Origin of the sequence: Paucihalobacter ruber (assembly GCF_006494535.1) — a bacterium.
Taxonomy (GTDB): Bacteria; Bacteroidota; Bacteroidia; order Flavobacteriales; family Flavobacteriaceae; genus Paucihalobacter; species Paucihalobacter ruber.
The window spans coordinates 30,864-56,948 of sequence record NZ_VHIQ01000005.1; the positions used below are offsets into that span (position 1 = coordinate 30,864).

The 26,085-nt window shown below is 38.1% G+C and carries 20 protein-coding genes; all 20 read right to left on the bottom strand.

The features are described from left to right. Entirely contained in the window at nucleotides 1–516 is a 516-nt protein-coding gene (locus FJ651_RS10620; protein ID WP_140990508.1) for a sensor histidine kinase, read from the bottom strand. Further along, nucleotides 485–946 (bottom strand): IS200/IS605 family transposase, encoded by a 462-nt coding sequence (tnpA, locus tag FJ651_RS10625; protein WP_140990509.1) that lies wholly within the window; start codon nucleotides 944–946, stop codon nucleotides 485–487. Before tnpA ends, FJ651_RS10620 begins: the two co-directional genes overlap by 32 nt. Nucleotides 947–1,782: 836 nt before the next feature. Further along, nucleotides 1,783–9,396 (bottom strand): ATP-binding protein, encoded by a 7,614-nt coding sequence (locus FJ651_RS10630; RefSeq protein WP_140990510.1) that lies wholly within the window; start codon nucleotides 9,394–9,396, stop codon nucleotides 1,783–1,785. A gap of 83 nt (nucleotides 9,397–9,479) precedes the next feature. Next, the gene (locus FJ651_RS10635) at nucleotides 9,480–10,580 is read right to left on the bottom strand and encodes a sensor histidine kinase (protein WP_140990511.1); all 1,101 of its coding nucleotides are present in this window, start codon (nucleotides 10,578–10,580) and stop codon (nucleotides 9,480–9,482) included. Between the two features lie 35 nt (nucleotides 10,581–10,615). After that, nucleotides 10,616–11,758 (bottom strand): FIST signal transduction protein, encoded by a 1,143-nt coding sequence (locus FJ651_RS10640; RefSeq protein ID WP_216746130.1) that lies wholly within the window; start codon nucleotides 11,756–11,758, stop codon nucleotides 10,616–10,618. A 70-nt stretch (nucleotides 11,759–11,828) separates the two neighbouring features. Beyond that, nucleotides 11,829–12,998 (bottom strand): FIST signal transduction protein, encoded by a 1,170-nt coding sequence (locus FJ651_RS10645; protein ID WP_140990513.1) that lies wholly within the window; start codon nucleotides 12,996–12,998, stop codon nucleotides 11,829–11,831. Nucleotides 12,999–13,005: 7 nt separating this feature from the next. Then, complete coding sequence (locus FJ651_RS10650; protein WP_140990514.1) at nucleotides 13,006–14,145, bottom strand: FIST signal transduction protein; 1,140 nt, start codon at nucleotides 14,143–14,145, stop codon at nucleotides 13,006–13,008. A 7-nt stretch (nucleotides 14,146–14,152) separates the two neighbouring features. After that, a complete protein-coding gene (locus FJ651_RS10655; protein WP_140990515.1) occupies nucleotides 14,153–15,292 on the bottom strand; it encodes an FIST signal transduction protein in 1,140 nt (379 codons plus the stop codon). Between the two features lie 308 nt (nucleotides 15,293–15,600). Next, entirely contained in the window at nucleotides 15,601–15,987 is a 387-nt protein-coding gene (locus tag FJ651_RS10660; RefSeq protein WP_140990516.1) for a hypothetical protein, read from the bottom strand. Nucleotides 15,988–16,348: 361 nt separating this feature from the next. Continuing rightward, on the bottom strand, nucleotides 16,349–16,498 hold the full coding sequence (locus FJ651_RS15745) for a hypothetical protein (protein ID WP_216746131.1): 150 nt from the start codon (nucleotides 16,496–16,498) through the stop codon (nucleotides 16,349–16,351). 191 nt (nucleotides 16,499–16,689) lie between these two features. Continuing rightward, nucleotides 16,690–17,262, bottom strand: a complete 573-nt coding sequence (locus FJ651_RS10670; RefSeq protein WP_246085352.1) for a DUF6448 family protein — start codon at nucleotides 17,260–17,262, stop codon at nucleotides 16,690–16,692. Nucleotides 17,263–17,675: 413 nt separating this feature from the next. Next, entirely contained in the window at nucleotides 17,676–18,374 is a 699-nt protein-coding gene (locus tag FJ651_RS10675) for a PAS domain S-box protein (protein ID WP_140990518.1), read from the bottom strand. A gap of 54 nt (nucleotides 18,375–18,428) precedes the next feature. Next, on the bottom strand, nucleotides 18,429–18,767 hold the full coding sequence (locus FJ651_RS10680) for a circadian clock KaiB family protein (protein WP_140990519.1): 339 nt from the start codon (nucleotides 18,765–18,767) through the stop codon (nucleotides 18,429–18,431). A 30-nt stretch (nucleotides 18,768–18,797) separates the two neighbouring features. Further along, nucleotides 18,798–19,136: a circadian clock protein KaiB gene (gene kaiB / locus FJ651_RS10685; RefSeq protein WP_140990520.1), complete on the bottom strand. Its 339-nt coding sequence runs from the start codon at nucleotides 19,134–19,136 to the stop codon at nucleotides 18,798–18,800. A 94-nt stretch (nucleotides 19,137–19,230) separates the two neighbouring features. Then, nucleotides 19,231–20,934, bottom strand: coding sequence for a circadian clock protein KaiC (gene kaiC, locus FJ651_RS10690; protein WP_140990521.1), 1,704 nt, complete (start codon nucleotides 20,932–20,934; stop codon nucleotides 19,231–19,233). A gap of 463 nt (nucleotides 20,935–21,397) precedes the next feature. Beyond that, complete coding sequence (locus FJ651_RS10695) at nucleotides 21,398–22,039, bottom strand: DUF2306 domain-containing protein (protein WP_140990522.1); 642 nt, start codon at nucleotides 22,037–22,039, stop codon at nucleotides 21,398–21,400. Between the two features lie 28 nt (nucleotides 22,040–22,067). Further along, nucleotides 22,068–22,775 (bottom strand): hypothetical protein, encoded by a 708-nt coding sequence (locus tag FJ651_RS10700; protein WP_140990523.1) that lies wholly within the window; start codon nucleotides 22,773–22,775, stop codon nucleotides 22,068–22,070. Nucleotides 22,776–22,971: 196 nt separating this feature from the next. Beyond that, nucleotides 22,972–23,301: a hypothetical protein gene (locus FJ651_RS10705; RefSeq protein WP_140990524.1), complete on the bottom strand. Its 330-nt coding sequence runs from the start codon at nucleotides 23,299–23,301 to the stop codon at nucleotides 22,972–22,974. 83 nt (nucleotides 23,302–23,384) lie between these two features. Further along, nucleotides 23,385–24,656, bottom strand: coding sequence for a DUF418 domain-containing protein (locus FJ651_RS10710; RefSeq protein ID WP_140990525.1), 1,272 nt, complete (start codon nucleotides 24,654–24,656; stop codon nucleotides 23,385–23,387). Nucleotides 24,657–24,668: 12 nt separating this feature from the next. Beyond that, entirely contained in the window at nucleotides 24,669–26,084 is a 1,416-nt protein-coding gene (locus FJ651_RS10715; RefSeq protein WP_140990526.1) for an MBOAT family O-acyltransferase, read from the bottom strand. Nucleotide 26,085: the final 1 nt, after the last annotated feature.

Genomic DNA, 26,085 nt, shown 5'->3' on the forward strand with positions numbered 1-26,085 from the left:
TTATATGGGTAATTCAATGGTAAATGTAGCGCCTTCATTTTCATTTGATTCTATTTTTATTGATCCTCCGTGCGCTTTCACAATATCGTAAGATAAGGATAATCCCAATCCGGTTCCTTGTCCGGTGGGTTTTGTGGTGAAAAAGGGTTGGAATATTTTGTCTTTGATAGCCTCAGGAATCCCCGGTCCGTTATCTGAAACGGTAATTTGAACAGTATTATCTATATGTTTAGTGGCAACTACAACTTTTGGATTTTCAACTTCTTTAACTGCCTGAAAAGTATTATTAATCAAATTTAATAGCACACGCCCAATGTCTTGTGGCACCACATTTACTTTTGGTAAATCGGGATCAAAGTCGGTTGAAAAATCTGCGTTAAAATTTTTGTCTCTTGCCCTTAAGCCATGATAAGACAGTCGCAGGTATTCATCGGCCAGGGCATTGATATCAGTCAAAACTTTCTCTCCAGTGCTGTTTCGGCATCTACTCAAGTTCATTGAAAATATATTGTTCATCGTAATCAATTTGAAATTCTTTTAAACATTTAAGATACTCTTCTTTGAAAGATTCCTTTCTGTGATGGGCTTCTTGATTTTGAATGTATTTAAAAATCATATCCACATCGCGTTGCCTGTAAGAAAATACACCGTAGCCGGTTTGCCATTCAAAACGTTGCGGAGTTAGTGCATGATCATTGATGTATTTTGATGATTTGGCCTTTACAGATTTCATAAGATCAGAAATGGCAACAACGGGTCTTAAACCAAAAAAGCAATGCACATGATCTTCAACCCCATTTACAATGATGGTTTTACAATTGCTTTCGTTAATCAAATTGCCAATAACTGCAAGTAGTTGAGGGCGCCATTCCTTTTTAAGAACAGCTCTGCGGTACTTTACTGCGAATACCGCTTGGATGTAAAGTTGGTGATACGTGTTTGCCATAGTATGTCTTTTTTTTGTTGGACCGAGGTCCGGGTTTTATGCACCAGACTGAAGTCTGACGTCATAAGATGTGCCGAGCCTACGGCTCTGCTGGTTACTTACTTTGTCTCTCACACCAGACTGAAGTCTGACGTCATAAGATGTGTCGAGCCTACGGCTCTGGTGGTTACTTACTTTGTCTCTCACACCAGACTGAAGTCTGACGTTATAAGATGTGTCGAGCCTATGGCTCTTTTCTTTTCTTTCTTTTGCGTCGGACTGAAGTCTGACGTCATAAGATGTGCCGAGCCTACGGCTCTGCTGGTTACTTACTTTGTCTCTCACACCAGACTGAAGTCTGACGTTTCAAGATGTGTCGAGCCTACGGCTCTGGTGGTTACTTACTTTGTCTCTCACATCAGACTGAAGTCTGACGTCATAAGATGTGCCGAGCCTACGGCTCTTTTCTTTTCTTTCTTTTGCGTCGGACTGAAGTCTGGCGTCATAAGATGTGTCGAGCCTACGGCTCTGGTGGTTACTTACTTTGTCTCTCACACCAGACTGAAGTCTGACGTCATAAGATGCGCCGAGCCTACGGCTCTGGTGTTTACTTACTTTGTCTCTCACATCAGACTGAAGTCTGACGTTATAAGATTTGTTGAGCCTACGGCTCTTGTCTTTTCTTTCTTGTGCGTCGGACTGAAGTCTGACGTTTTAAGATGTGTTGAGCCTCTGGCTCTCATTTTGTTTCTATCTCAGAGCCGTAGGCTCGAAACGTTTTTGTATAGTTGGACTTCAGTCCAACGCGACTCCCCCCTCCTGCGTGCAACTTAGTGCCGTAGGCACGATTCATACAATCATCGGGGTAAATGAATAACAAACACAGTCCCTGCATCTTCTTTCGTTAGTATTTTTAATTCGCCTCGATGTGCCTTAATAATGTCGTTTGTAATGCTCAATCCCAAACCGGTACCCTCAGTTCCTTTCTTGGTAGTGAAAAATGGCTGAAGGATTTTATCTTTGATGGCATCAGGAATGCCGGGACCATTGTCTTCTACTTCAATAACAATGGCATTGGTTTGTTGTTTGGTACGCACCGTTAGTTTTGCCGGTCGATGATCTACGGTTTCCCGCATGGCATCGAAGGCGTTGTTGGTGAGATTGAGGATCACCCGGCTAAAATCTTCACCGATTAGAGACACGGTTTCGATGTTAGGATCGAGTTGTAAATCGATAGCAACATTGATGGGGTTTTTCTTGGCGCGCATGCCGTGAAACGACAAATTGGTATATTCTTTAATAAGCGCATTCAAATTTGTAGCTTCCATTTTACCACTGCCACCGCGACTGTGTTGCAACATAGATTTTACAATACTATCGGCGCGGGTGCCGTGTTCATGTACTTTGCTGAGGTTGCCTTTTACATCGTCTAAAATGGCTTTAATGTCTTCCTTAACATCAGAGTCCTCTAATTTTTCTAACTCCTCAAATACTTCATCGATTAGCTCATTACTGACTTCGCTAAAGTTGTTGACGAAGTTGAGCGGATTTTTAATTTCATGCGCAATGCCTGCGGTAAGCTGCCCTAAACTGGCCAGTTTTTCTTGCTGTACCAGTTGCGTTTGGGTCGCTTGCAGCTCCTTAAGTGCCTCTTCTGCTTTTTGCCGGGCTTGTTTAATGGCAATTAAATCTTTTTCGGCTTGTAAGGCTTGTTTTTCTGCGATTTTTAAATCGTTAAAACGCGTATAGGTTAAATTAAATACCGCTGCAAACCGCTCTAATAGGTCTATGGTTTGTTGTGGTTGTTCTTCGGGTGCCGCCATACCAATTAAACCTCCCGAAAAATAGGCTATGGTCTGAACGCGTCTTTTTTGCTGCAAACCATGAATAAATGGTATCTGCATGACCGTGTTTAAATAGTGAAAATAGTCTTGCAGCTCCTTACCGCTCATGTCAATAATGGCAGATTTTTTTTCTTGCTTCCAGGCGTCAACCATTTTTTGAATGGATTTGTTTTCTGCAGGATGGAGTTGAAAGTGTTTTTCAATTTTACTGCCGTCTTCATTGGTTGCCCAGGCTTCAATAGCTTTACCCTTGTCTTTAATGATTCCAATAAATAAACGATTAGGGGCAATGCCTAAATTTAAAAGTTCTTTAAAAACGATGACAGAGGTATCTGCCAATTCTGAACTGTGTGCCATGGTCATGGTTCTGGATCTTACCTTTTCAAGTGCCATTTCAATTTGGGCTTCACGGGCACGCATTTCAGCTTTTTGCAAATCGCGAAAACGGGTGTAGGCAAATGAAAATACGGCCGTAGCTCTCTTTAACAGGTCCCAACTTTCTTCTGAAATGTCCCCGGGAGCGGCAGCGCCTATAAAGCCATCCGAAAATTTGTTGAGGTGATAAGTACGGGTAGGGATGGTATTACCATAAAATTTGCTGGTTGAAAAATGTGTTGATTGTTCTTCGCAATATTGTATCCATTCTATGCGATGCTTTCCTGTCATCACAATAGAAGTACTAGGTGATGAAGATTTGTAAAACGATTGCATTTTTCTACCTACCCATGTGGCCTTTAAATCAATAGTCATTTGATCGGAAACAGATTTACCATCTTTCTCGTTTTTGATGGTAAACCAACACTGGGTGGAGTCGTTCTCCTTATCGTGAATATAAATAGAACTGGTTTCTAGCGCTTCAACACCCAGAGCACCCATTTCTTCCCGAAGCAATTGTGCTACTTCAATAATTTCAGCAGGACTTTGCATGGCTAAGGATCTGGATCGCACTTTCTCAAGGGCATTTTCTATTTGTGCTTCTCTTGCCTGTGCTTCGGCTTTTTGTAAATCTAAAAAGCGTATATAAGCCTGTTCAAATACCTGAGCAAATCGCGGTAAAATATCCATGTTCTCAATGGGTTTGAGTGAGGACACCAAGATATAGCCATGTTTAAACGAGGCACCGTAATCTATCTCCCACGGTGGTGGTGCGGGCATGGGTGCGTTACGGGATTCTAAGTCCTTTATGGTGATTTGAGCAGAGGGTAACTTAAAAATATCTTCAAAATGCTGTTCAATAAAATCACTTGGAATTTCAATTGAAAATAGGGGATTGCCTGCTTTCCATTGGTCATAACGGTATTGATGGATATAATCCAAATCAATCGGCACAATCATAGGGCTTAGCATACCGGCACCCGGAATACTGTGCCATTGCTCTACATGGCCTTCAAGCTTATCGCAAAACACAATGCCTGTGGCAAATAGATCTTCACCAAAGTTTCGCAATTGGTTAAACATTTCGGTGGTGACATTGGCAAAATCTAAGGTGCTTTGCATGCCCATGGAATGCGAACGTACGCGCTCTAATGCCGTTTGTATTTGAGCCTCTCGTGCGCGCGCTTCGGCTTTTTGAAGATCGAGGAAACGGGTATAGGTTTGATCAAATACTTTGGTAAAGCGTTTAAAGATGTCGTGCGCATCAGGAACCTTTTCATAGGTAATAAACAGCAGAAAACCGTGACTAAATTTACACAGATGATTGATCTGGTAGGTGGGTAGCGACAGTCCGAGCCTGTCTATTTCATCAAAAGTTGGTTTTAGATCCGGGAAGGATTTCATATGGGCATAGTGCGACACTAAGGCTTTTCCGCCGAGCTCTTGCACCAACATGTCCTTACCATTGTTCATAAATTCTCCCATCTCGTCGAAGGATGCTTCACCCCAAAGGCGAAGCTGAAATGGTGTTTGCAAGGTTCCTTCGCTACTCATAGCGCAGGTTGCAGTTGTGAGATCTTCGTTTAAAATATTGTACCCACAACTCCAGGCGTTAATGCCAAGTGCCTGCACTTCCAGAAACAACATATTGGCTACTTCAGGCAGCTCATCACTAGACTGCATACCCATGGTGCGGGAGCGCACTTTTTCGAGGGCAACCTCGATTTGTGCTTCGCGCGCTTGTTCTTCGGCTTTTTTTAGGTCGAGGAAGCGGGTATATGTTTGATCAAATACTTTGGCGAAGCGTTTAACTATGTCGTTCTCGGCCTCTGAATATGGTATACCTTGGTAATTAAGGACAAACAATGAAATGTTATTCATGAACACCTGTGAGCGAGCGACACCAGGACTATTCAAAATATATTGTTGTCTTTCTTCTGGAACCCATGGCGCATGTTTGAAAAAGTGTTTCCACATGATATTTTTTTCATCAAATGGGAACGTATCTGCTAAAAACTCAATTTGTTTTTCTCTTGCCTTTTTATGACTGTTAAACATTGGGTGATCTAAATAAGGAATTTCAAACAACCGGGGGTAGAGGTTGCCGGGTGTGCCAGTCCAAAGTTTCCAATCATCTCTTAATTTGTAATCCAATTGAAAGTTGGCAGAGTCAATGTTTAAATTGAGATGGTTCAATTGCTCAAACACTACTTGAATCACTTCCTTGAGTTCATCACTTTTATGCATAGCCATACTTCGGCTGCGAACTCTCTCCAATGCCGCTTCAATCTTTGCTTCCCTCGCCTGCGCTTCTGCTTTTTGAAGGTCCAGAAAACGTGTATAGGCTTGTTCGAAGACTCTACCAAAACGTTCTAGGATTTCCAGTTCGTCTTCAGATATAGGATTAACACTCACCGTTTGTAGTCCGCTATACTTGAAGAATGTAAAGCCGGCTACATAGCGTTCAAGGGCTTTGTTGGCTTCCTGAATGTGCTTTGGAAAACGTCTAAATTCAGTATCATTATAAAGATATTCATCATATATTTTTTTCTCTTCTCCTTCTAAGGTATAGACAAATCGCTTTTTTTGATCTTTCCAGGCATCCCACATAGCGTGATGAAATGGATAATCTTCAAATTTCATGTAATAAGACTCAGGGTCTTTACCGGTTTCGGGATTAGCGGCCCACACCGTGTTGCTCATGTCTTTTTCATCAATCAAATTGATGATACAGAAAGTGAGCGTGAATTCGAGATTGGTAAATTCCTGCAAAAGTGTATCAACCACAGCAGATAATTCTGATGAATGATGCATGGCCAAACTGCGGGATCTGACTCTTTCCAAAGCCGCTTCAATTTTTGCCTCTTTTGCTTGTGCTTCGGCTTTTTCTAGATCCAAGAAGCGGCGATAAGCCAAATCAAATGCCGCCCCCATTTTTGGTAAAATAAACTCCATTTCAGCAGGCGGTGGAACAGTAAAATCCAGATTAAGTTTTCCTTTTTCCAATTGAACAGTTGGATGCCAGGTGTGTTCTATTTTTGCGGCTCTAATAAATTCCCTGTAATTATCTGCTGCGGTTTCATCAAACTCCCTGATCCATTTTTCACATTTGATAAAGTCATCGCCACTCATTTCTATCACACTGTATTTTTTACTTGCATTCCAAATTCTTCTCACCCATAAGCCCGGGTCAGTATCTTCTAACCTGAATGTGAAATCAGAGCTTAGCTGCGGTTCTTGTTCCGATTCTTTTAATTCTGTAATATCCCATACTCTAATTTTGTTGTCATCGTGCTCAAGGTAAATGGTTGCCGCGGTTATGCCGCTTAAATTCAAACCTTCCATTTGTTCTTTAAGCGTCATTGCCACCTGTAGTATCTCTGCTGATTTATGCATGGCGAGTGCTTTTGCCCTAACTCTTTCAACAGCCACCTCAATCTGTGCTTCACGAGCCTGAACTTCGGCTTTTTGAAGGTCGAGGAAACGGATAAAGGATTGTTCAAAAACTTTGGCAAAACGTTTTAAAATGACTACTTCATCTGTTGAAGGAACTACCCCGGTGTGCGAGGGAATGAGTATGGCGGAATTCTTCTGCCAGGCGAACGAAAGGATGTGTTGGTCGTTTTGAAATATCCACTTCTTAAAGTCTTCCGGGAAATGCTTGTAATCAGAATATTCAAAAGCATACTCAAAAAAACTGTTTTTATCTTCAATTGAATAAGCTTTTGAAAAATACAACGCGCCGCTTTCTCTGGATTGCCATGCGTCATTAAAAATAGGATGGTCAAAATAGGGTAGCAGATAGCTACCGGCAAAACTAAAATCAGGAGCCGCAATCCAATGTAATACATCTTTTGAATCAGTAAAATAGGTACACAGCACGACGCCATTGGCGTCTAATACGACATCTAGTTCTTTCAATTTCTCTACAATTATGCTAACCACTTCTCCCAGTTCATTTGGGGTATGCATGGCCAATGACCGGGACCTTACTTTTTCGAGGGCGGCTTCTATTTTTGATTCTTTTGCCTGTTCCTCTGCTTTTTTGATATCAAGATAGCGGGTATAAGTTTGCTTAAATTCTTTTGAAAAGCGTTCAAAAATTGAAAGTTCCTCTTCTGTGAAGGGTTCCAGATCCGAGCGAACTATGGAAACGGTTACGTTTTCCAAAAATGCATCGACAATGGTCGAACCAGGGTTTGCATATACCAATTCCCTGACCTTTTCTGGAACAGCAGGTGCATATTTCCAATAGTGATCAAGAAATTCGTCTTTCTCCTCTTTTGTAAAAAATTTCGTTTGGATAGGGTTGCCGGTCTTTATATACTCCTCTACAGCGATTGCTGTTTTGGTGAAGTATGGCGTATCAACGTAAGGAATGTGAATTTTGCGTGTGAGGTTGTCGGCACCAGGAATATGACTCCATAATTCCCAATCTCTATCTTTTGTAATGGCTCCTTCAATAAAGGTAACGTCGGTGAACCTCACATTCAGATCAATAAGTTGTTGGCCGAATAATTCTACAATGCCAAGTAGGTCTGACTGGGTTTTCATCGCCATAGTTTTGGCCCTGACTCTTTCCAGTGCTAGTTGTATTTGTGCTTCCCGTGCCTGCGCTTCTGCCTTTTGCAGATCTAAGAAGCGCGTATAAGCTTGTTGAAACACCTTGCCAAAGCGCATTAAAATAGCATTCTCTTCGTCTGAAAACGGAGTGCCGCTATAATTTTCTATATACAATCCGACGTTATCTAAAAGCACCGTTGAGATGGCCAAACCTTCAAAATCAAAATAGATATTTTTTGTTACTTCAGGCAAATCTGGAATAAACTGAAACAGGTCTTTATAGAATTTATTTTTTTCTTGAAACCCTAATTGGTTGCTAAAGAAATTTTGTCCTGTTTTCTTGGCTTCAATAAAGTTATTCCAATGCGCGCAATCAAAATAGGGCAATACAATCTTTGGAAATACGGCATTATGGTCGGCTAACCAAATATGCATATCCTCATTTTCTTTGTAATCTAATATAAAACCGGCATGTTCCACTTTGACCTGCAATTGCACGAGTTGGTCATAGACGACTTGGATAACTTCCTTGAGCTCATCACTTTTGTGCATGGCCATGCTTCGGCTACGTATTTTTTCAAGCGCTAATTCTATTTGGGTTTCGCGAGCTTGATTTTCTGCTTTTTGTAGGTCGAAAAAACGTTGATGCGCCAAGTCAAAGGCACTTGCAAACTTTACTAAAATATCGATGTCTTCTTTTGGCGGGTTTTCAACTACCCCCGGTAAACTATAGCCTATTTCTCCGTGAGTGGTTCTTGCCATAATAAAGGTCAAGCCGCCGATATGTCTAATATCGTCATGAGAAGGCGCTTGAGGGTCTATATTTTTGAAATCACCAAGTGATACCATTTTATCAACATAATCAATAGCTTCATCAACCGTCATGGTGTAGACAACAGTTGGTTTTTTGCTTTTTTCCCATTTGGCCAATTGTGGAATATTACCATGGATATGTCTTGGTAGTTGCATGACAAAACCAATTTTAGTTCCATCGCCAGAGGTCATGGCTTTTTCGTAGGTTTCGGGTAGCCACATCATATGCCAGAAATAATGCGCTTCGTGGCCTAGTTTAATAAATTCCTTGCGCATGGTGACCACAATATCAAGCAAGTCTGAAGACTCCCTCATGGCGACGGCTTGCGCACGAATACGTTCTAATGCTGCTTCAATTTCCAGTTCTCTATTTTTTACAACAAGGTCTGCTGTTCTTTCGGCTACCAGATTTTCCAGTTCTTCTGCTTTTTCTTTCCAGCTTTGCACGCCCCATGTATCTTTTTCACTTTCTACATGCTCCGGCTTTGAGCCATGCCAATGCACTACCATCCATTTATCGTCTGCATATTCCATCACTATTGAAAATCGCAAATATATTTCTATAGGGTTATCGTCTACTATCAGGTAAAGTGTTATTTCATTGGTAAAAATGGCTGTATTTTCATCGGATGAGATATAAAGATCGAGCGTGTTGATTTTCCAACTTAACGCCATACCTGCACTTTGTTCCTTTTGCCTCAACAACAAGTCACGCAACTCTTTCACCCCGAATAATTTTTCATCCACAGTAGTGCCAAATCCCACCACGTCCTTAGACACAATATCTTCAAGTATTTCTAAATTTTCTCCGCTTAGTCCTACCTCTATAAATGAATTAAAGGTGTTATTTAACAGTTCTCTTTTTTGTTTTTTCATCTGTTTATCTTTATTGTTTTTTAAGGTCAGATGTAACACTTATATTCATTCTGCTTTTTGTATAATAATTATTCATGAGTGTTTCATTTTAATGGTAATTGTATAATAAACTTAGTACCAGTTGTAACCTCTGTTTGTTCTTGGAGATTTTCTATTGATTTAGTTTCCACTTTTAAGGCACCACCATGTGCCTTCACAATATCATAACTCAAGCTCAATCCCAAACCCGTGCCTTGTCCGGTAGGTTTTGTGGTGAAAAAGGGTTGAAATATTTTATCGACGATGGCTTGGGGAATTCCGTTGCCATTGTCTTCCACTGATATCAATACGTTGTTGTTTGATTTTTTGGTGCTTACTGTAACTGTGGGTTCATAATTTTCCGGTTGTTGCTTCTTTTTTTCCGTCACAGCATAAAACGCGTTAGTGATGAGGTTTAAAACTACGCGACCAATATCTTGTGGCACAATGTTGATGTTTTCTATAGAATCGTCTAAATGTGTCTCTAATGCAGCATTAAACGATTTGTCTTTGGCCCGTAAGCCATGATAAGCCAGGCGTAAATATTCGTCTACCAGAACATTGATATTGGTGTCTTCTTTGGTACCTGAGCTGCTGCGGCTGTGTTGTAGCATGCCTTTTACAATACCATCGGCCCGTTTGCCGTGGTGGTTGATTTTTTCTAGATTGGATTCTATATCGTCTAGGATGGTTGATATGTCATCTAACGCATCTTCGGGAATGGGCCTATCGCGATAGGCCCTTACGGTGTCTAGTACTTCGCGTACTTCTTGCATCAGTTCCACAGATACTTCTGAGAAGTTGTTCACGAAGTTGAGCGGGTTTTGGATTTCATGGGCAATGCCTGCAGTGAGTTCACCTAAGCTTGCCATTTTTTCAGATTGAATTAATTGCGATTGGGTGGCTTTTAAGTCCTGTAAAGATTTTTGCAATGCTTGGTTAGAATCTTCAATGGCTTTTCGTTTTTGTTCCAGCTCTTCTATGGTTTCTTCTAACAAAATAGCGGTGGTACGTTTTACCTTTTCGGTACGCTCGAGTTTGAATTCTGAGATTGTCAAATCTTTATCGGCATTTTTCAGGGATTTGATAAGTGTTGCTTTGTCGTCATCAGATATTTGATTACTGCTTTCAATAAAATCTAATATGTGTTTGAGATTTTGGTTCATGTTAATATTTGGAAATAAGGAGATGTTTTAATTAGTTATTTTTCTTTCAATGCCACCCAGCAGCAGGTCATGTTATGAAATTCATTATTTCCACCCGTGGCACGTCCGTATTCACCATAAGTAAAAAAGCCTGCCATGGGTACATTGTACACACTTTGTATGCCTTCCAATTCTTCGGAAGTCATGGGTCCAAAAGCGTCTATTCGGCCTATGCATGAAAACATGACGAGCGCGTCGGCTTCGGGCATTTCTGTTTGCTGAAACTGCTTTGCATTTTCACTAACTTCGGTTAATACATCAAATTCGGGCATTAATGTGAACCTGAATTTATCACCGGGTTTTATTTTGCCTGTTACAGCAATTCCCTTGGTGTCCATGTTAAAGCCCATAGTAGCGCGAATTATGCTGCTTTTATTTTCTCTTATCAGGCTTAAAAAAATGTGCTTTAGGTTGAAATCCTTAAAATCTTCCGGAGAAAGATTTTCGCCCATATATTTCATAACGAGATCGGTAGCCGGCTGGTTATCAATTTCAAGAATCCAGCTTCCTTCGGACTTCGTAATTACCTTTTCAGTACCAATAGGCGTCATGCCTGACGCGGCCCTTCCATTGACCACTATTTTGTCTTCATTCAACACCAGCATCAAAATACCTTTGTTGGAAATGTTGGTGTTATTGAATACAAAAGTTTCTTTAAACATCAGGTCGTCGCCTGAGCTACCGCCCCAGATGGTTACATCATTTCCAGCGGTATGGCTAATGGATTGTACTATTTTTTCGCCCAGTCCCATATCCTGCGGTTTTTCGACGCTGTTGCTGAGCAAAAAAGCCGGCCTTGCAAAAATTGTCAATGCTTTCTGGGTCATTGCCTTAGCTACTTCCACGACCTCACTACCCGCATAATCATTAAACAATATTCGGAAGTTGGCCGGTTCCATATCCATTAAAAGAATGGAAATCGCTTCGTGGCTGATATCGCTACCTGAAATCTCACCACTCGATGTGGCTCCAAAAATTTGAATATTTTGTCCGTCAAGTAGGCTGATAATGGCAGTTATATCCTGCTTTACGGAAATAAAAACAAGGGCGAGTGTGGGTTTGAAGCCATCGGCCGTACTTTTTTCTAAAGCTGACTTAATTTCATCGGTTGACTTTCCTTTGATTGATTTTGCTTTCATATTATTGCCCATGACAGTGGGAATCTTTTTAATGATTATACGTTTTTACTAAATTATTGATTTAATAACATCATTGCGGTTTCTCTGTTAAAGCTACCATACAGCAGGCATTGTTATGAAATTCATTGTTGCCTATTTTAGAACGGCCATATTCACCATAAGTGAAAAAGCCAACCAATGGTGCCTTCCAAAGGTTTTGTACTTGTTCTATTTCCTCTTTAATTAAAGCTCCAAAAGATAAATGGCGGCTCACACATGAAAACATAATGAGTGCATCTGCTTTTTGTTGGGTGTTATCCTTAATGCTTTCACATTCTGCAACAACTGTTTCAATGGCATCAAATTCGGGTGGAAATGCAAACTTGATTTTTGAACCTTGAGGGACACTTCCTGTACAAATCAATGAACGGTTTTCGCTGTTGGCAAATCTCGTTGCCCGGATTACAATATCTCCATTGTCTCGTTCCAGTTGTAACGGATAGTACCATGAATTCAGAAATGCTACAATCCCATTGTTAGCCTCTTGCTCGACATTTACTCCAAGGTATTTCATCAGCATATCTAAAGCCGGTTTGTCGTCTATGGTATATACAATATTCCCTTCACTTTTTGTGACTGTTTTGGTAGTTCCGATGGCTTTCCAGCCACAACTGGCAATGCCTCTAACATCTATGTAATCTTTATCAATAATGAGCGCCATAATGGCATTATCTGTACTCTTCCCGTTGGTGAAGACAAGTGGTTTTTCAGCAATTAAATCATCTCCCGCCATGCCTCCAAATACAGTGAGTTCGCTATCTTGAGATGAGGTAGATTTTCCAAATCCGTCAATAATGCCTTCCATAATTTGATCACCATCAATAAAAATTCCGCCGGTTGCTATAATTAATGCAGGATTGTTAAAAGTGTTTTTTGCAATAACTCCGAGTTTTTTTGCATCATCAACGGTGGTTTGTTCATTGGTTTCAATAAATTCCACTTTGAAATAAGCAGGATTCATGTCGATTAACATCATAACGATGCTGCCTTCTTCAATATCACCATCTATAAACTCGCCGGCAGTAGTAGCGCCAAATATCTGAATACCCTTTTCGTTGAGTAATTTGGAAATAGCTTCTCGGTCTTGTTTAACGGAGATGAACACGATGGCTAAGGTTGGCTTAAAACCATCAGATGTTGCCTGATCAATTTCTTTGATGATGGTTTCAGTTGAATTTCCTTTGATTGTTTTTGAAATCATTTGTTTATTATTTTTCTTTTAAAGCTACAATACAGCAGGTGTTATTATGAAACTCATGTTTTCCGGTTTTTGATTTCCCAAATTCACCATAGGTAAAAAAGCCAACCATAGGTGCATTCCAAACTTTTTGCACTTGACTAATTTCTTCGCTCATCAAAATACCAAAAGATAAATGTCTACTAATGCATGAAAACATAATGAGTGCATCGGCCTCTTGTTGATACTCGTCTTTTAATTGTTTACATTCCTCAATAACAGTTTCAATGGCATCGAAATCTGGTGGTAGTGAAAACTTAATTTTTGAACCTTGAGGTACGTTTCCGGCGCAAATAAGTGAGCGATCTTCGCGATTTGCCAGCATGGCAGTTCGCATGACCGGCGCAACATTTTCACGTTCCATTTGTAAAGGGTAATAGGCACCAATTTGTGTTACAATTTCTTTACCTGTATCAAAATCATACTCCACACCAAGGTATTTCATAATCATATCTAATGCAGGCTTATCATCTATGGTGTACACAACGTTTCCCTCACTTTTGGTAATTGTTTTTGTGGTACCTACAGGTTTCCAACCACAGGTTGCTATACCATTGATTTCAATTTTATCTTCGTCGATGATAAGTCCTATAAGGCCTTTGGCGCTACTTTTTCCATGGGTAAAAGCAATTGGGCCTGTCAAAAACATATCGTCTCCTGCCATGCCACCAAAGATAGTAACCTCACCACCAGAACCTTCTGTTATACCTTCAACGATATTTTCACCATCTTTAGATAGCCAACCGGAAACAATAATAAATGCGGGATTTTTAAAGGTATTTTTTCCTTCGCTGCCTAATTGCTTAGCATTTTCGAAAGTGGATTGCTCACCTGTTTCCAGAAACAACAGTTTAAAATACTCATGGTTGATATCAAGTAACATAATAACAATACTACCTTCTTCAATATCACCATCAATAAATTCTCCGGCAGTAGTAGCGCCAAATATCTGAATGCCTTTATCGTCAAGTACTTTTGAAACCGCTTCTCTGTCTTGTTTTATAGATAGAAAAACGATTGCTAAGGTTGGCTTAAAACCATCAGATGTTGCCTCATCAATTTCTTTGATGATTGTTTCAGTTGAATTTCCTTTGATTGTTTTTGAAATCATTTGTTTATTATTTTTCCTTAATAGCTACGCAACAAGTCGTTAGGTTGTGCATCTCTAAATTACCACCGGCCATTCTGCCCAATTCAGCATTGGAGAACATACCGGCCATGGGTACGTTCCAAACGTTTTTGATGCCTTCTATTTCGGCAGTCATCATTGGACCAAAAGACAATATGCGGCCAGCACAACTAAAAACTAAAACGGCATCTGCTTCGGGCATTTCGGTTGCCTTTAAGTGTTGAACACCTTTAACCACTTTATCCATCACATCCCAGTCTGGTGGTAAGGAAAAACGGATTTTCGAACCCTGAGGTACGGCACCACTGGTATAAAAAGAATGATCTGACCAATCAACAACCAAACCCGGTCGCATTACAGGGTCTCCTTTTTCTCGTTGTAATTGTAGCGGGAAATTGGCAGCCAGATCCATTAGCAGGTCTTTATTATTGGGTTTAATATTTTCAAGGCCTCCGTATTTTGTAGTAATGTCTAACGCAGGTTCGTTATCTATGGTGTAGACATGATTACCATCGCTTTTGGTGACCGTTTTTTCTGTGCCAACAGCTTTCCAACCACAGGTAGCAATACCTTTCACGATGATGTTTTCTTGATTAATGACCAAACATACCATGGCATTGTTATTTTTAATGCCGTTGGTAAAAACAAATGTTTCTGAAAAAGCATAATCGTCGCCTGCAGCACCACCAAAAGCATTGACATCTTTTCCGATGACCTCTTCAAAACCACGTAAAATTTCCTCTCCGTCTGTTGCCGGATGACTCGTACCGATAATAAAGGCCGGATTTTGAAAGTTTGATTTTGATTTGGTAGCAATACTATAAGCTACTTCTTTGTAGTTGTTGTTAGGGTATTCTTCAAGATAAATTTTAAAATCATCTTTTTTAATATCCAGTAACAATATGGAAATAGAACCTGTTTGGGTGTTTTCGTCTATGAATTCGCCGTTGGTGGTAATCCCGAAAATTTCTAAATCTAAATCATCTAGAACTTTCATTAGTGCATCAATATCTTGCTTTACAGAAGTAAATACAATGGCCAAGGTTGGTTTAAAAGTTTCTGTAATACTGTTTTGAAGGGCGTTTTTAATAGCTATTACAGAGTCTCCATCAATAGATTTTGCAATCATAAAAGTTTACATTAATGGTTAGGGCTTGTGGTTATCACAAGACATTATTGCAATCGATTTGTGGAGAGTTTAAATATAAATAAAAATTATTTGTTTTGGAATGTTTAATAATTTTCGTTTGGAGTTTTTATTCGATAGAATGAAAGATGAAAATGTGATATGTTAATTACATGTGTGCAGTAACATGAATTGAAATATCATATAAATTGTAGATTTTTAAGAGATGATAACTTTATGATTTTAAGAGATAATTTGTTTATATAAAATTATTTTTGGATGGAATATTCGAATGATATTTTCAAAAAGATTTATAGTACACCATAAATTAAACTACCACCAAATAGCATTGAAAATGGCGCTACCATTCTAACATAATTAGGTTTTAAAATATTGGCACAATAAAGTGAGTATTTGTGATGCATGCTTCTAGGAACCAGATACAATAGGAGTGAAGTAGCAATCATAAACCAGCCAAGCAGTTTAAAAGACTCGGGATATTTTGAAAAGTTTGCATAGATTATCAATGCGGCTGCAGGAATCATTCGGATGGTTATTTCGGTATAATTGATAAAGTTGGTACTGCCTGCGCTGCGTAAAATTGCGCGTGCTTTTTCCGGATTGAATAGCATTAAAAAACCAACGCTAATGAGAAATACCCCAAAAAGCACTACAAGATATTTAGCCGCGAGAATCATTGATACTGTAATTGTGCTTGATTTTAATTACCTCGTCCCAAAGATAAGGAAAATGCCTTTGTGGTATATAGTAACAGCTATGTCAACAAACTTTTTAAAGCGATAGATACTTTTATTAATAATAACGGCTTGAGCAAGTGCCCGAGCCGTTATTTAATTTGACTTTTGACTATTTGTATTGAGTTATTTTTTTAGAATTTTATGCTTATTAAAATCAACCGGTAGTAATATTATTCTTAAATATTCTGAATTGTAATTTGCCGCTTTTCCTTTAATTTTTTAAAATGTAGCAGTGTTAATTCTGTTGTTTTTTTGAACTGTGTAGATAGGTGTTAGGAGCAACTATCATTCAATTTGATATTTAACTGCTTTTTATCTTCGTCCAATACCTCGTTTTTGTTTCTATTTCGCCTAATTCAATTTTCACAAGGGCTATGTCGAGTTCTTCTAAGGCATCTAATACAAAGAGTTTACAGCTTTCAAAGGCCATGTTTTTTATATATATTTTCATGATTTATTTTAGGGTTGTATTTTAATATTTTCAAAAACAGATTACAACAGAGTTGCGTATAATTCTAAGTATAGTTTTCCAACTATCAAATCGAATATTTATCACACTTCTTTAGTTGAATAAGCTTCATGCTTTTTATCAATCAGTTTATTTTCTATCGATTAAAATTGCGCGTTGTTTTGTAAAATTGTTTAATTATGGGTGGCACCATTTTCCATAAAATAATGAATAGCTTCAATGGTATGCGTATAATCGACGTAAGCGGTTACAAATGCTCTTCCTTGAACTACCGAATTATCTTTAACTTTATAAAGTTCGGCCACTTTTCTGTATTTCTCACGAATCACTTTATTGAGATGGTCGTCCATTTTTACTATAAAATTTTCGATGTCATCATCTTGAAGTGCCGTATCGGTCATTTGAATGATTTGTTTAGTGCTTCCTAAAGGTTTTAATCCCGTATATGGCGCATTTTGGGATTCGTGGTGTAAACGTACCAAGGTTTCAATAAAATGTTTTTCAACAATTTCATAAACGTCTTTATCTTGACTTTTTAAAGCATGGGTTTTATTGAATAAAGTGATGATTTCTATCTCTTGTTCAGGGCTTATCCATTTTAGCACTAAATCAACTTTATTGTCGTCGAGGGCTTTAACCGCGTCTTTAATAACCGGGCCTTCAAAAGAATCGCATTGTGCTGTAGCGTCATGAAAAGCAAATAGTAATAACAGGGACAGTAGCACCGTTGCAATACTTGTTTTCAATATTTTGACTTGTTTCTTATTTTTATGAGTGTTCATGTTACATAGTGTTAAATTGTGAAAGCTTTTTCGCAATTCTTGAAGGTAAGCAGCTTTATTGCCTTTTATATTACACAATTGTATAAATATGCTACAACTTTCACAGGTTTTTCTCAGTACGATGGATAGTTCAACAAGTCAAGACACTTATGGTGGCGCAACCTACATCACAAGTTTCTAAAAAAATTAATACATAAATAGAATCATGTATAATGAATATTCAAAAAGAAGTTTTGTGTTTTAACTAAACTTTTAAGCGTGTTTGATAGGGATGTAATCGGGCTGATGTTTTTAAGATTTTTCAGAAGAAGAAATAGATGTCACTTGTGCGAAAGCGTTAAAATACCTAAAAAATGATTTGACGGTGAATAAAGTAGTTAAGGTCTATTTTTTTTCTTTAATTTATCTACCAGGCTGTTGAGTTTTTGAATTTCTTTAAACAATTTGGCATTGGCAATTTCTAATTTGTTTTTTCTGGCCACATCATCAACTGTGTTACAAATAGCATCAATACGCAAGGCGCGTAAGGCTTTAACGTGGGTTGCGAGTTTGTTGACTAACCCAATTAGCTCATCCTCTTTTTGTTTTAAATCAGAAATATCTGTAGCAATAAGGATGAAATTATCACCCTGAAGATATGGTGGTAAGAGGTGAATTGACATTCGTAAATGAACCGCATTGTTTAAAGTTACATTGATTACATCGTGCTTTTCGTAACTTATATTTTTAAGAAACGCATCTAACTTTAAAACATCATTTGGAGTGATATAATCTTTAATATACGATCCAACAACTTTATTGTGACGTTTTGATACAATTTCGGCAAATCTTTGATTGCAATACAGAATGGTGCCATCTTTTGCAAGTGTAACGGCACCTTCGCTCATTTCCTCTATAAACGTGCGATAAGGCGCTTCGGCAGAACTTAATGAATATACCTGTTCTCCATTTTTGCCGGAAACTATAATGGCATCTACTTCTCCGTTACGGATAGCTTCAAGTGTCTCTTCCATTTCATTTAGACGAGAACGCAAGGTTTCATTTTCAAAAATGAGTTGTTCGTTTGTTTTAATCATTTTAATTATAGATAAAATGTGTAAAGGTTACTACAAACCTTTATTATTTTTAAGCTATTTCAAATTTAATCCCGATAGCACTTTTTCTGTGTTCGACATATCACCGATAATGCGCCTAAGCGGAAGTGGTGATTCTTTTATTAAAGTAGGCGCGGCAATTATTTGTTCGACTTGGGCCAAATCAGGAAATTGAAAAAGATCAATAATCTCTAATTCGTAATTATTTTTTAAATATTCTTTACAAATCTTCTTGAGGTTTGATATTGCTAAAATTGATCGGCCTGATTTTCCGGCAATATATAATCGCAAGACATGTTTTTCTTCTCGAGGTTTGGTCAAGCTTTGTTCAAAGGTATTTGTTGCGCCTATTAAAGGGCTTTTTCTATTTTTCATCTTTATTTTTTTTTCATAGCAAACCTTTAGCTATTCGGCAGGTCTTAAATCTAAACCTATAAGAACACGTTCTGTATTAGATAGGTCACCAATTATTTTTCGAACAGGTACGGGTAATTTTCTCACTAAGGTTGGCAGCGCAAAAATTTGATCTGCTGCTCCCAGTTGTGGGTTTTTCATAAGGTCAATAACTTCAATAGCGTATTTACCTTTTAATTGGTCTTCACAAATTTTAGTGAGGTTGTCAAATGCGGTTACAGCTTTTGGTGTTTGGCCTGCAACGTATAACCTTAAAATCCATTTGTCCTTGTCACTTTTTTTCTGTTTTTCTTTGGGCTTTTTCTCTGAATTCAGATCTTGTTGTTTCATCTGTTTATTGATTGTTTGTCATTGGTTGTTTGTAATTTATAGCTAAATCGACTACTTGATTATGGTTAAATTTGGCTTGATCTAAAAAAATCGTTTAAAATTCGGCTTTTCTGCTGGTAGCCATTACTTTTTTATCTTGTTCGAGTTGTTTCATCATTTGTTGTTCTTCTTCAATAATTTTATTGGCTTCAGTTTCTTCAGATTTAAAGTCAGTGCGCATTGCTTCGACTTGTGCTTCCAGCTCTTTTCTTTTTCGCTCTATTTCCCTTATTTTAAATTCTATTTCATACTTACGCGCAAGCATTTCTGAATTTTCATGGGCTTCCTGTGCGATCCTTGCAGATCCCGTTAAAACGCCATTTGCACCAATATAAACATCTCGCAACTTTACGCCTTTGTCTGTTAAATCAAATTCGCGAATTTGGTTTGAGTTAGCGATTCCTCTCGATTTTAATATATAAATACCCCTATTTCGTTCTCCATTTAGTTCTATATCACGCAGTAGCAGCCACGTATCTATGAGTGATGAAATGCCCGCATCAGAACCTTCTAATCCACAATCGGATCGTGTAAGACTGGTAAATAGGGCAGTAATTTGCTTTACCTTCAAAAAATCAATAATACGCATTAATAAAGTTCTTAGCTCAAACTCTTTATCATTGGTAACGAACGTATTTATGGGGTCTAAAACAACTACGTTGGGTTTAAACTCATTAACAAATTTATGCGTTACGGCAAGGTGCATTTCCAATCCATACAAGGTTGGTCGGGATGCTTGAAACTGTAGCAGACCTTTTTTAACCCATGGTTCTAAATTAATACCGATGGAAAGCATATTGCGAATTAACTGCTTGGGAGATTCTTCAAAACAGAAATACAGTACACGTTCGCCTCTTTTACATGCGGCGGCGGCAAAGTGAGCTGCGATGCTGGTTTTGCCTATTCCGGCAGTGCCTGACACAAGCACGGTACTTCCGCGGAAATAGCCTTTGCCTTCAAGCATGTCGTCAAGGGCTGGTATGCCACTTGAAATTCTTTCATTAGATACTTTATGTTCTAATCCTAAAGAGGTAACAGGCAGTACTGAAAATCCACTTTCATCAATTAGAAACGGATATTCGTTAGTGCCATGAACCGAGCCGCGATATTTTACAACCCTTAAACGACGTGTGGAGGTTTGCTCGGTCACACGATGGTCTAGCATGATAACGCAGTCGGAAACATATTCCTCCAAACCTTGTCTTGTTAGCGTTTCATCGCCACGTTCTCCAGTTATAATGGCTGTTACGCCCTTTTCTTTTAACCAGCGAAATAAACGTCGCAATTCGGCGCGCAAAATTAACTGGTTTGGCAATCCCGCAAAAAGTGATTCTATGGTATCCAAAACAACGCGTTTCGCTCCTATAGAATCTATGGCATATTCAAGTCTTATAAACAGGGCTTCTAAATCGTATTCACCGGTTTCTTCTATTTCACTCCGTTCTATATGTACATGGTCGAGAGCAATTTTTTTTTGCTTTATTAATTTATTCAAGTCAAATCCAAGCGAAGCGACGTTAATTGTTAACTCTTCTATGGTTTCTTCAAATGACATGAATACACCCGGCTCGTTAAACTGGGTTGCACCGCGTACCAAGAATTCTATTCCAAAGAGTGTTTTCCCACAACCGGCGCCACCACAAACCAGTGTGGGGCGTCCTGTAGGTAAGCCACCTAAGGTAATTTCGTCAAAACCTGTTATACCCGTAGGCGACTTAGGTAGTTTAATAGTCGTATTTGCATTTGCTATCTTGCTCATTTAAATTGTATTATAAACTTTATGTGATTGGTTATGTTTGAACAAACACTTGGGTCTAAAATTTCTGTAAAATTTAAATTTATTAACTAATTAGGTGTTGCATAATCATTTAATAATATTGCAAAATTCACAGTTTTTTTATGGAACATTGAAGAAGTCGATCGTATTTGCAGCCATGGAAGAACTTTTAGACGCTCGCAGTTTGATTGTAAGGTGATAAATGATTTTTGAAAATTAAAGTTATTTGAATTTTCAAAAATTGCCTAAAGTTAATAGGCGATATAAAAAGACTTAATTGTTAGATTCGTTTTCATCGTCTTTTTTCATTTTTATATAGCGAGTTACCAACCTAACACCTAATCGTGCAAACAGGATTATGGCAATCAGCATGATAATGTTAAAACCATCCATAATTACAAGGTAAGTATTTTTGTTGTCATAACAAAAAAGAAGATGTTGAAGTCTAGTTTTTATTTTGAATTGCTCTAGCTGCTGAATTCTTTTCTTTTAAATTTTGAAATAACCAATTTATCCAGATGATTGTAAGTGGCACAAGCCATACAGCAAGATCGGAAATAAAATAAGCCTGAGATTCATTTTTAGTTAGGTAATTAAAGAATCCCATAGAAGTGAGCGATATAATTCTGACCGTAACAAAATAAGCTGCGCAAATAAATGCACTTATCATGAGTCTTTTATGGAGTGTAATTCGCTTATTGATAATTGAAATATAGGCTGCCATAATAAAAATTAGCCACAGCGTTGTGACCATATATTGGGAAATTTTACAACTTTCGCATAGGCCTTTAGGTACAATGCTAATGAATAAAGTAAGAATACACACAAGCGACAGAACTATGTAAAATTTTCCAACTCTGCGATGGTTTGCATAATTTCTATTTCTATAAGCTGCTGAAAATTGAAATGGCGCTAATGCAAATACTAAAAGGCCAGAAATGATATGAGCGACAAACCAAAACCGACTCAAAAAAGAAGTGCGATTGAGATATTCCGGAATGCCGCTTTGAAAATAGCCGAGCGTTGGTATGAGAAATATTAAAACCAATAGGAAGAAAATCAACCAGATGCTATGATATAATTTCATATAAATTGAAGGTGTTAAAAATTTATTTTTAAATATCAACAATCCCTGCGCCCCAATTTGTATTTGAAATGACCATACTTAGTACAGACGCCACCCAATACAATCCAAAACACCACCAAGATACAGGAAGTATTCTACCTTGGGTTTTACGGTCATGAAAAAGCAAGCTTCCTGTAAGCACTAAAAGGATTAACAATCCCAGGGGCATGCTTAATGGTAAGTCGGTTAAATGACTAATAATTCCTGCAAATCTGTTGGTAGCGGCAAAAATAAATACCAATCCGGTGTAAAGCATCAAGCGTTTATGAATTGCAGGTTGATTTCGTTTTAAAATGGCCATACTTAAAAAAGCTATAAATAACAGGCACATAAAAACATCCAACCACAGTATAAAAGCCAATCCCGGTTCTACTTCTTCAACCGTTGATTGAAGTTGATTCGCCAGTTTAATCATTCGGTTGGGAAATAAAAATATGACCCATACTGTAGAAGCAACTACTAACAAAGCCCAAGAAGCCCCAAACCAGCCAAGTTTTTGGTGTATTTGAATGCGATTAGATTGGATAAAACCAGTTTGTAATACCAACAACACATACCAAACGGTTAAAATGATGCCGTGAATAATATGAGGCCAAGGTAAACCATCAGGATAAAAGGGATAGTCACCAATTAAAGGTTTTAAGTAGAAACTAGGAGCAAAGCCCAAGAATACAAACACGAGCATGATTCTGGACATGTTTTGGAAATACTTGCTTTTGCTATACATGTTAGATAGTTGTAAATAGCGTAGGTCAAGCTTTCATTTCCCGATTAGAGAATTTAAATTACTAAAATGATTTAAAGGGTTTTAACCAAGGTAATTTAATATGCCAATAAAACTAATTTTATAAAAATGACACTATTTTTGATATGACATTTATATTGATCTACAACTAATAAAGTAAATTATCTAATAGACTTTCTATGTATTTTTCTTTACGATTAAAGACTTTATCGGCTAAAAAAACTTTGTGGATTTCGTTTCTTAATTCCATTAATTCGGTAATATCAAATTCCAGATTGCTTATAGCATGTTCAATTTTACTGACTCTTGTTTCATGCGTGTCATTAATAAATTCTTGATGAATTTCCTCAAAATAGGTCTGCTTGGTATGCGAGTTGATTATTTTAATTTCTTCAGGAGAAGCTTCGTCATCTGCATACGTGCAAAGCAGTAAAATATAGATTTTTAGTTTTTCTTTAGACCAGTTAGTTGCATTCATTGTTTGATGCGATTAGATGATGTTATAAATATAAACAAATTTTAGGTGATGACATTTTTTTATTTTTAAAGGGGTATATCTGGCTATATCTCTTTTGATAAAATTACCTTGCTATCTTTTTTTAAGTTAGGTCCATATACCAGTTTCCGCCACAGCCATTCCATTGGTCCGTGTTTAAAATATTGAAACCAAATTTTACTAAAATAAGCCTGCACAGCAAAAATTGAAAACGCCATAATCATGATGATGGTGTAGCCATATTTCCCGGTAAGATTAAAACCAATGCCATAAAATATGATAATTGAAATCACCGAATGAAACAGATAACAACTCAATGCCATTTTACCTACCGGTTTAAAAACATTTAGAACGCCTGCACCTTTATGGCAAATTAGGGCAATACCGGCAGCGTAACTTAAGGCTAATGGTACGGTGCCTAAGGCATAGTTTAAAACATGAAGAAACTGTGTGGTGGTGGTACGTTCAACATAAAATTCTAAGTATCCTCTGGCAATGTTAATGGGTAAACCTATCAGCAGGCCTATGATAAACACTTTCTTTAAAAAGGCAGTATTGTCTAGTAAGTTGCCATTTAGAATTTTTCTACCTGCCCAAATGCCAATTAAAAATATACCAAAGACTTTAAAAACACGCCCTTCTTCTAAAATCATTCCTATTCGTATAAACCCTTCACCCAAATTCATTTTAAAAAAATCTATAATGTTGTCGTTTAAAAGATAGGCTTGTATATCGGGCATGCTGAAACCATCCATTTCTACAACCGGCATACCAAAATACTGATAAACAGTGGTGCTTTGTTCAAAGGCCAAACCCGGATAAAAAATACCGGTAAAGTGCATAAATGCCCAATTCACCAAAGGAAATAAAATTAGCAGCGCAGCCGTAATGAGTAAGGTTTTATCAGACGCCTTCATAAACCAAATAAGCACAAATCCTAAAACAGCATATAAGGTTAAAATATCACCTGCCCAGATAAGGAATAGGTGAATAAGTCCAAACACCAGCAACCAAAACATGCGTTTTCTAAAAAAAGGTGCAAAGCTGCCATTTTTAGCAGTGATATTATTGTACTGAATGACGAAGCCAATACCAAACAGCAAAGAAAAGATGGTGTAAAACTTACCATCTACCAGCACATACATGATAAAGTTAACAATTTCGTCTGAAGCCCAGTTGATGTCACGAATGGGATGTGTGGGTTCAAAAAACCAAAGCCCGGAGAAAAACGGAATATTGGCTGTGAAAATAAACATAATGGACAGGCCTCGAAGAATGTCCAGAAAGTCGATTCGATCAATGGATTGTACAGGTGCAACGCTCGTTCGGTTACTCATTATTTGGTTTTTTTAAAATTGAAAGTAAATAAATTGTTCACCGCTGCCTTGTGCAATGGCGATTAAAAATAGCATGATGGCCCAAACCACTCCTAATATCAACGCCGGTGTTTTTGAGGACACTTCTTTTAAAGAGGTATTCCTCATAATCCAATGACATAAAAATAATATGGCAATCACAACACTTACTTTAATAACAGTGAAGGTATCCAGAATTTTTTCACCTTCGGTTTGCATATAAAACATAGATTTGATCATATGCCAGGCTGTTTCAAATTTTCGGGCTCTAAAAAACACCCAGGTAATGTTGACGCAGCTAAAGGTTATAAAGGCTAAAAAAATACCATTCCATTTGGTTATTTCAAATGGTAGATACCGTCTTTGCAGGCGTTCCAAGATAAGATAGGTGCCGTGTAAACCACCCCATACCATAAAGGTCCAGGCCGCACCGTGCCACAATCCACCCAACAACATGGTAATCATTAAAGCGGCGTACATTCTTGTAATGCCATGGCGATTGCCGCCTAAAGGAATGTATAAATAATCTCTTAACCACGACGACAACGATATATGCCAACGTTGCCATAGATCTGAAAAACCCAAAGAAGCATAAGGATACCTAAAGTTATCGGGTAAAATAATTCCTAACATTAAGGCAATACCAATGGCACAAGTTGAATAGCCTGCAAAATCAAAAAATATCTGACCCGAAAAAGCCAGGGTGCCTATCCAGGCATCTATGCCATGTAATAATTTACTCGAGCCAAAAACTTTATCTGCGGTGTCTGCCAGCAGCGTGTCTGCCATCACAACTTTTTGAAACAAACCAATAGTTAGCAAAAAGGTACCCCAGTAAAATTGTTTGGCACTGGCGCGCTTTTCTTCGTAAAATTGGGTGATTAAATCTTTGGCGCGTACAATGGGTCCGGCCACTAATTGAGGGAAAAAAGTAACGTACAATGCAAAATCAAGAAAGGTTTTGGCCGGTTCTATCTTGCGCTTGTACATATCAATGGTGTAAGACATGGTTTGAAAGGTATAAAACGATATACCCATGGGTAAAATAATATCCATGGGCTGTGTTTGATAACCATAACCATAGGTGTTGACTACGGTTGTAAAATTATCAAGCAGAAAATCGCGGTATTTAAAAAATGCCAGGAATCCCAGATTCACCACCATACTCAGCATAAGCCAAAAATTGCGCTTTCTTTGGTTATTCTCGGTTGCTAATTTGTTACCGGCGGTCCAGTCGACCATTGTTGAAATCCAGAGTAGAATTACCAATGGTGGATTCCATAAACCATAAAAAACGTAACTGGCCAGCAGTAACATTCTTTTTTTGTTGGTCCAATTGAAGAGTTTGGCGTAGTACAACACCAAAACAATCACTAAAAAAACAACGAAACTTAAAGAGTTAAATAACATA

What these genes read in the sequence shown, in the direction of transcription:
- FJ651_RS10620 (WP_140990508.1), bottom strand. Translation starts at nt 516, where the DNA reads ATGAACAATATATTTTCAATGAACTTGAGTAGATGCCGAAACAGCACT.
- tnpA (WP_140990509.1), bottom strand. Translation starts at nt 946, where the DNA reads ATGGCAAACACGTATCACCAACTTTACATCCAAGCGGTATTCGCAGTA.
- FJ651_RS10630 (WP_140990510.1), bottom strand. Translation starts at nt 9,396, where the DNA reads ATGAAAAAACAAAAAAGAGAACTGTTAAATAACACCTTTAATTCATTT.
- FJ651_RS10635 (WP_140990511.1), bottom strand. Translation starts at nt 10,580, where the DNA reads ATGAACCAAAATCTCAAACACATATTAGATTTTATTGAAAGCAGTAAT.
- FJ651_RS10640 (WP_216746130.1), bottom strand. Translation starts at nt 11,758, where the DNA reads ATGAAAGCAAAATCAATCAAAGGAAAGTCAACCGATGAAATTAAGTCA.
- FJ651_RS10645 (WP_140990513.1), bottom strand. Translation starts at nt 12,998, where the DNA reads ATGATTTCAAAAACAATCAAAGGAAATTCAACTGAAACCATCATCAAA.
- FJ651_RS10650 (WP_140990514.1), bottom strand. Translation starts at nt 14,145, where the DNA reads ATGATTTCAAAAACAATCAAAGGAAATTCAACTGAAACAATCATCAAA.
- FJ651_RS10655 (WP_140990515.1), bottom strand. Translation starts at nt 15,292, where the DNA reads ATGATTGCAAAATCTATTGATGGAGACTCTGTAATAGCTATTAAAAAC.
- FJ651_RS10660 (WP_140990516.1), bottom strand. Translation starts at nt 15,987, where the DNA reads ATGATTCTCGCGGCTAAATATCTTGTAGTGCTTTTTGGGGTATTTCTC.
- FJ651_RS15745 (WP_216746131.1), bottom strand. Translation starts at nt 16,498, where the DNA reads ATGAAAATATATATAAAAAACATGGCCTTTGAAAGCTGTAAACTCTTT.
- FJ651_RS10675 (WP_140990518.1), bottom strand. Translation starts at nt 18,374, where the DNA reads ATGATTAAAACAAACGAACAACTCATTTTTGAAAATGAAACCTTGCGT.
- FJ651_RS10680 (WP_140990519.1), bottom strand. Translation starts at nt 18,767, where the DNA reads ATGAAAAATAGAAAAAGCCCTTTAATAGGCGCAACAAATACCTTTGAA.
- kaiB (WP_140990520.1), bottom strand. Translation starts at nt 19,136, where the DNA reads ATGAAACAACAAGATCTGAATTCAGAGAAAAAGCCCAAAGAAAAACAG.
- kaiC (WP_140990521.1), bottom strand. Translation starts at nt 20,934, where the DNA reads ATGAGCAAGATAGCAAATGCAAATACGACTATTAAACTACCTAAGTCG.
- FJ651_RS10695 (WP_140990522.1), bottom strand. Translation starts at nt 22,039, where the DNA reads ATGAAATTATATCATAGCATCTGGTTGATTTTCTTCCTATTGGTTTTA.
- FJ651_RS10700 (WP_140990523.1), bottom strand. Translation starts at nt 22,775, where the DNA reads ATGTCCAGAATCATGCTCGTGTTTGTATTCTTGGGCTTTGCTCCTAGT.
- FJ651_RS10705 (WP_140990524.1), bottom strand. Translation starts at nt 23,301, where the DNA reads ATGAATGCAACTAACTGGTCTAAAGAAAAACTAAAAATCTATATTTTA.
- FJ651_RS10710 (WP_140990525.1), bottom strand. Translation starts at nt 24,656, where the DNA reads ATGAGTAACCGAACGAGCGTTGCACCTGTACAATCCATTGATCGAATC.
- FJ651_RS10715 (WP_140990526.1), bottom strand. Translation starts at nt 26,084, where the DNA reads ATGTTATTTAACTCTTTAAGTTTCGTTGTTTTTTTAGTGATTGTTTTG.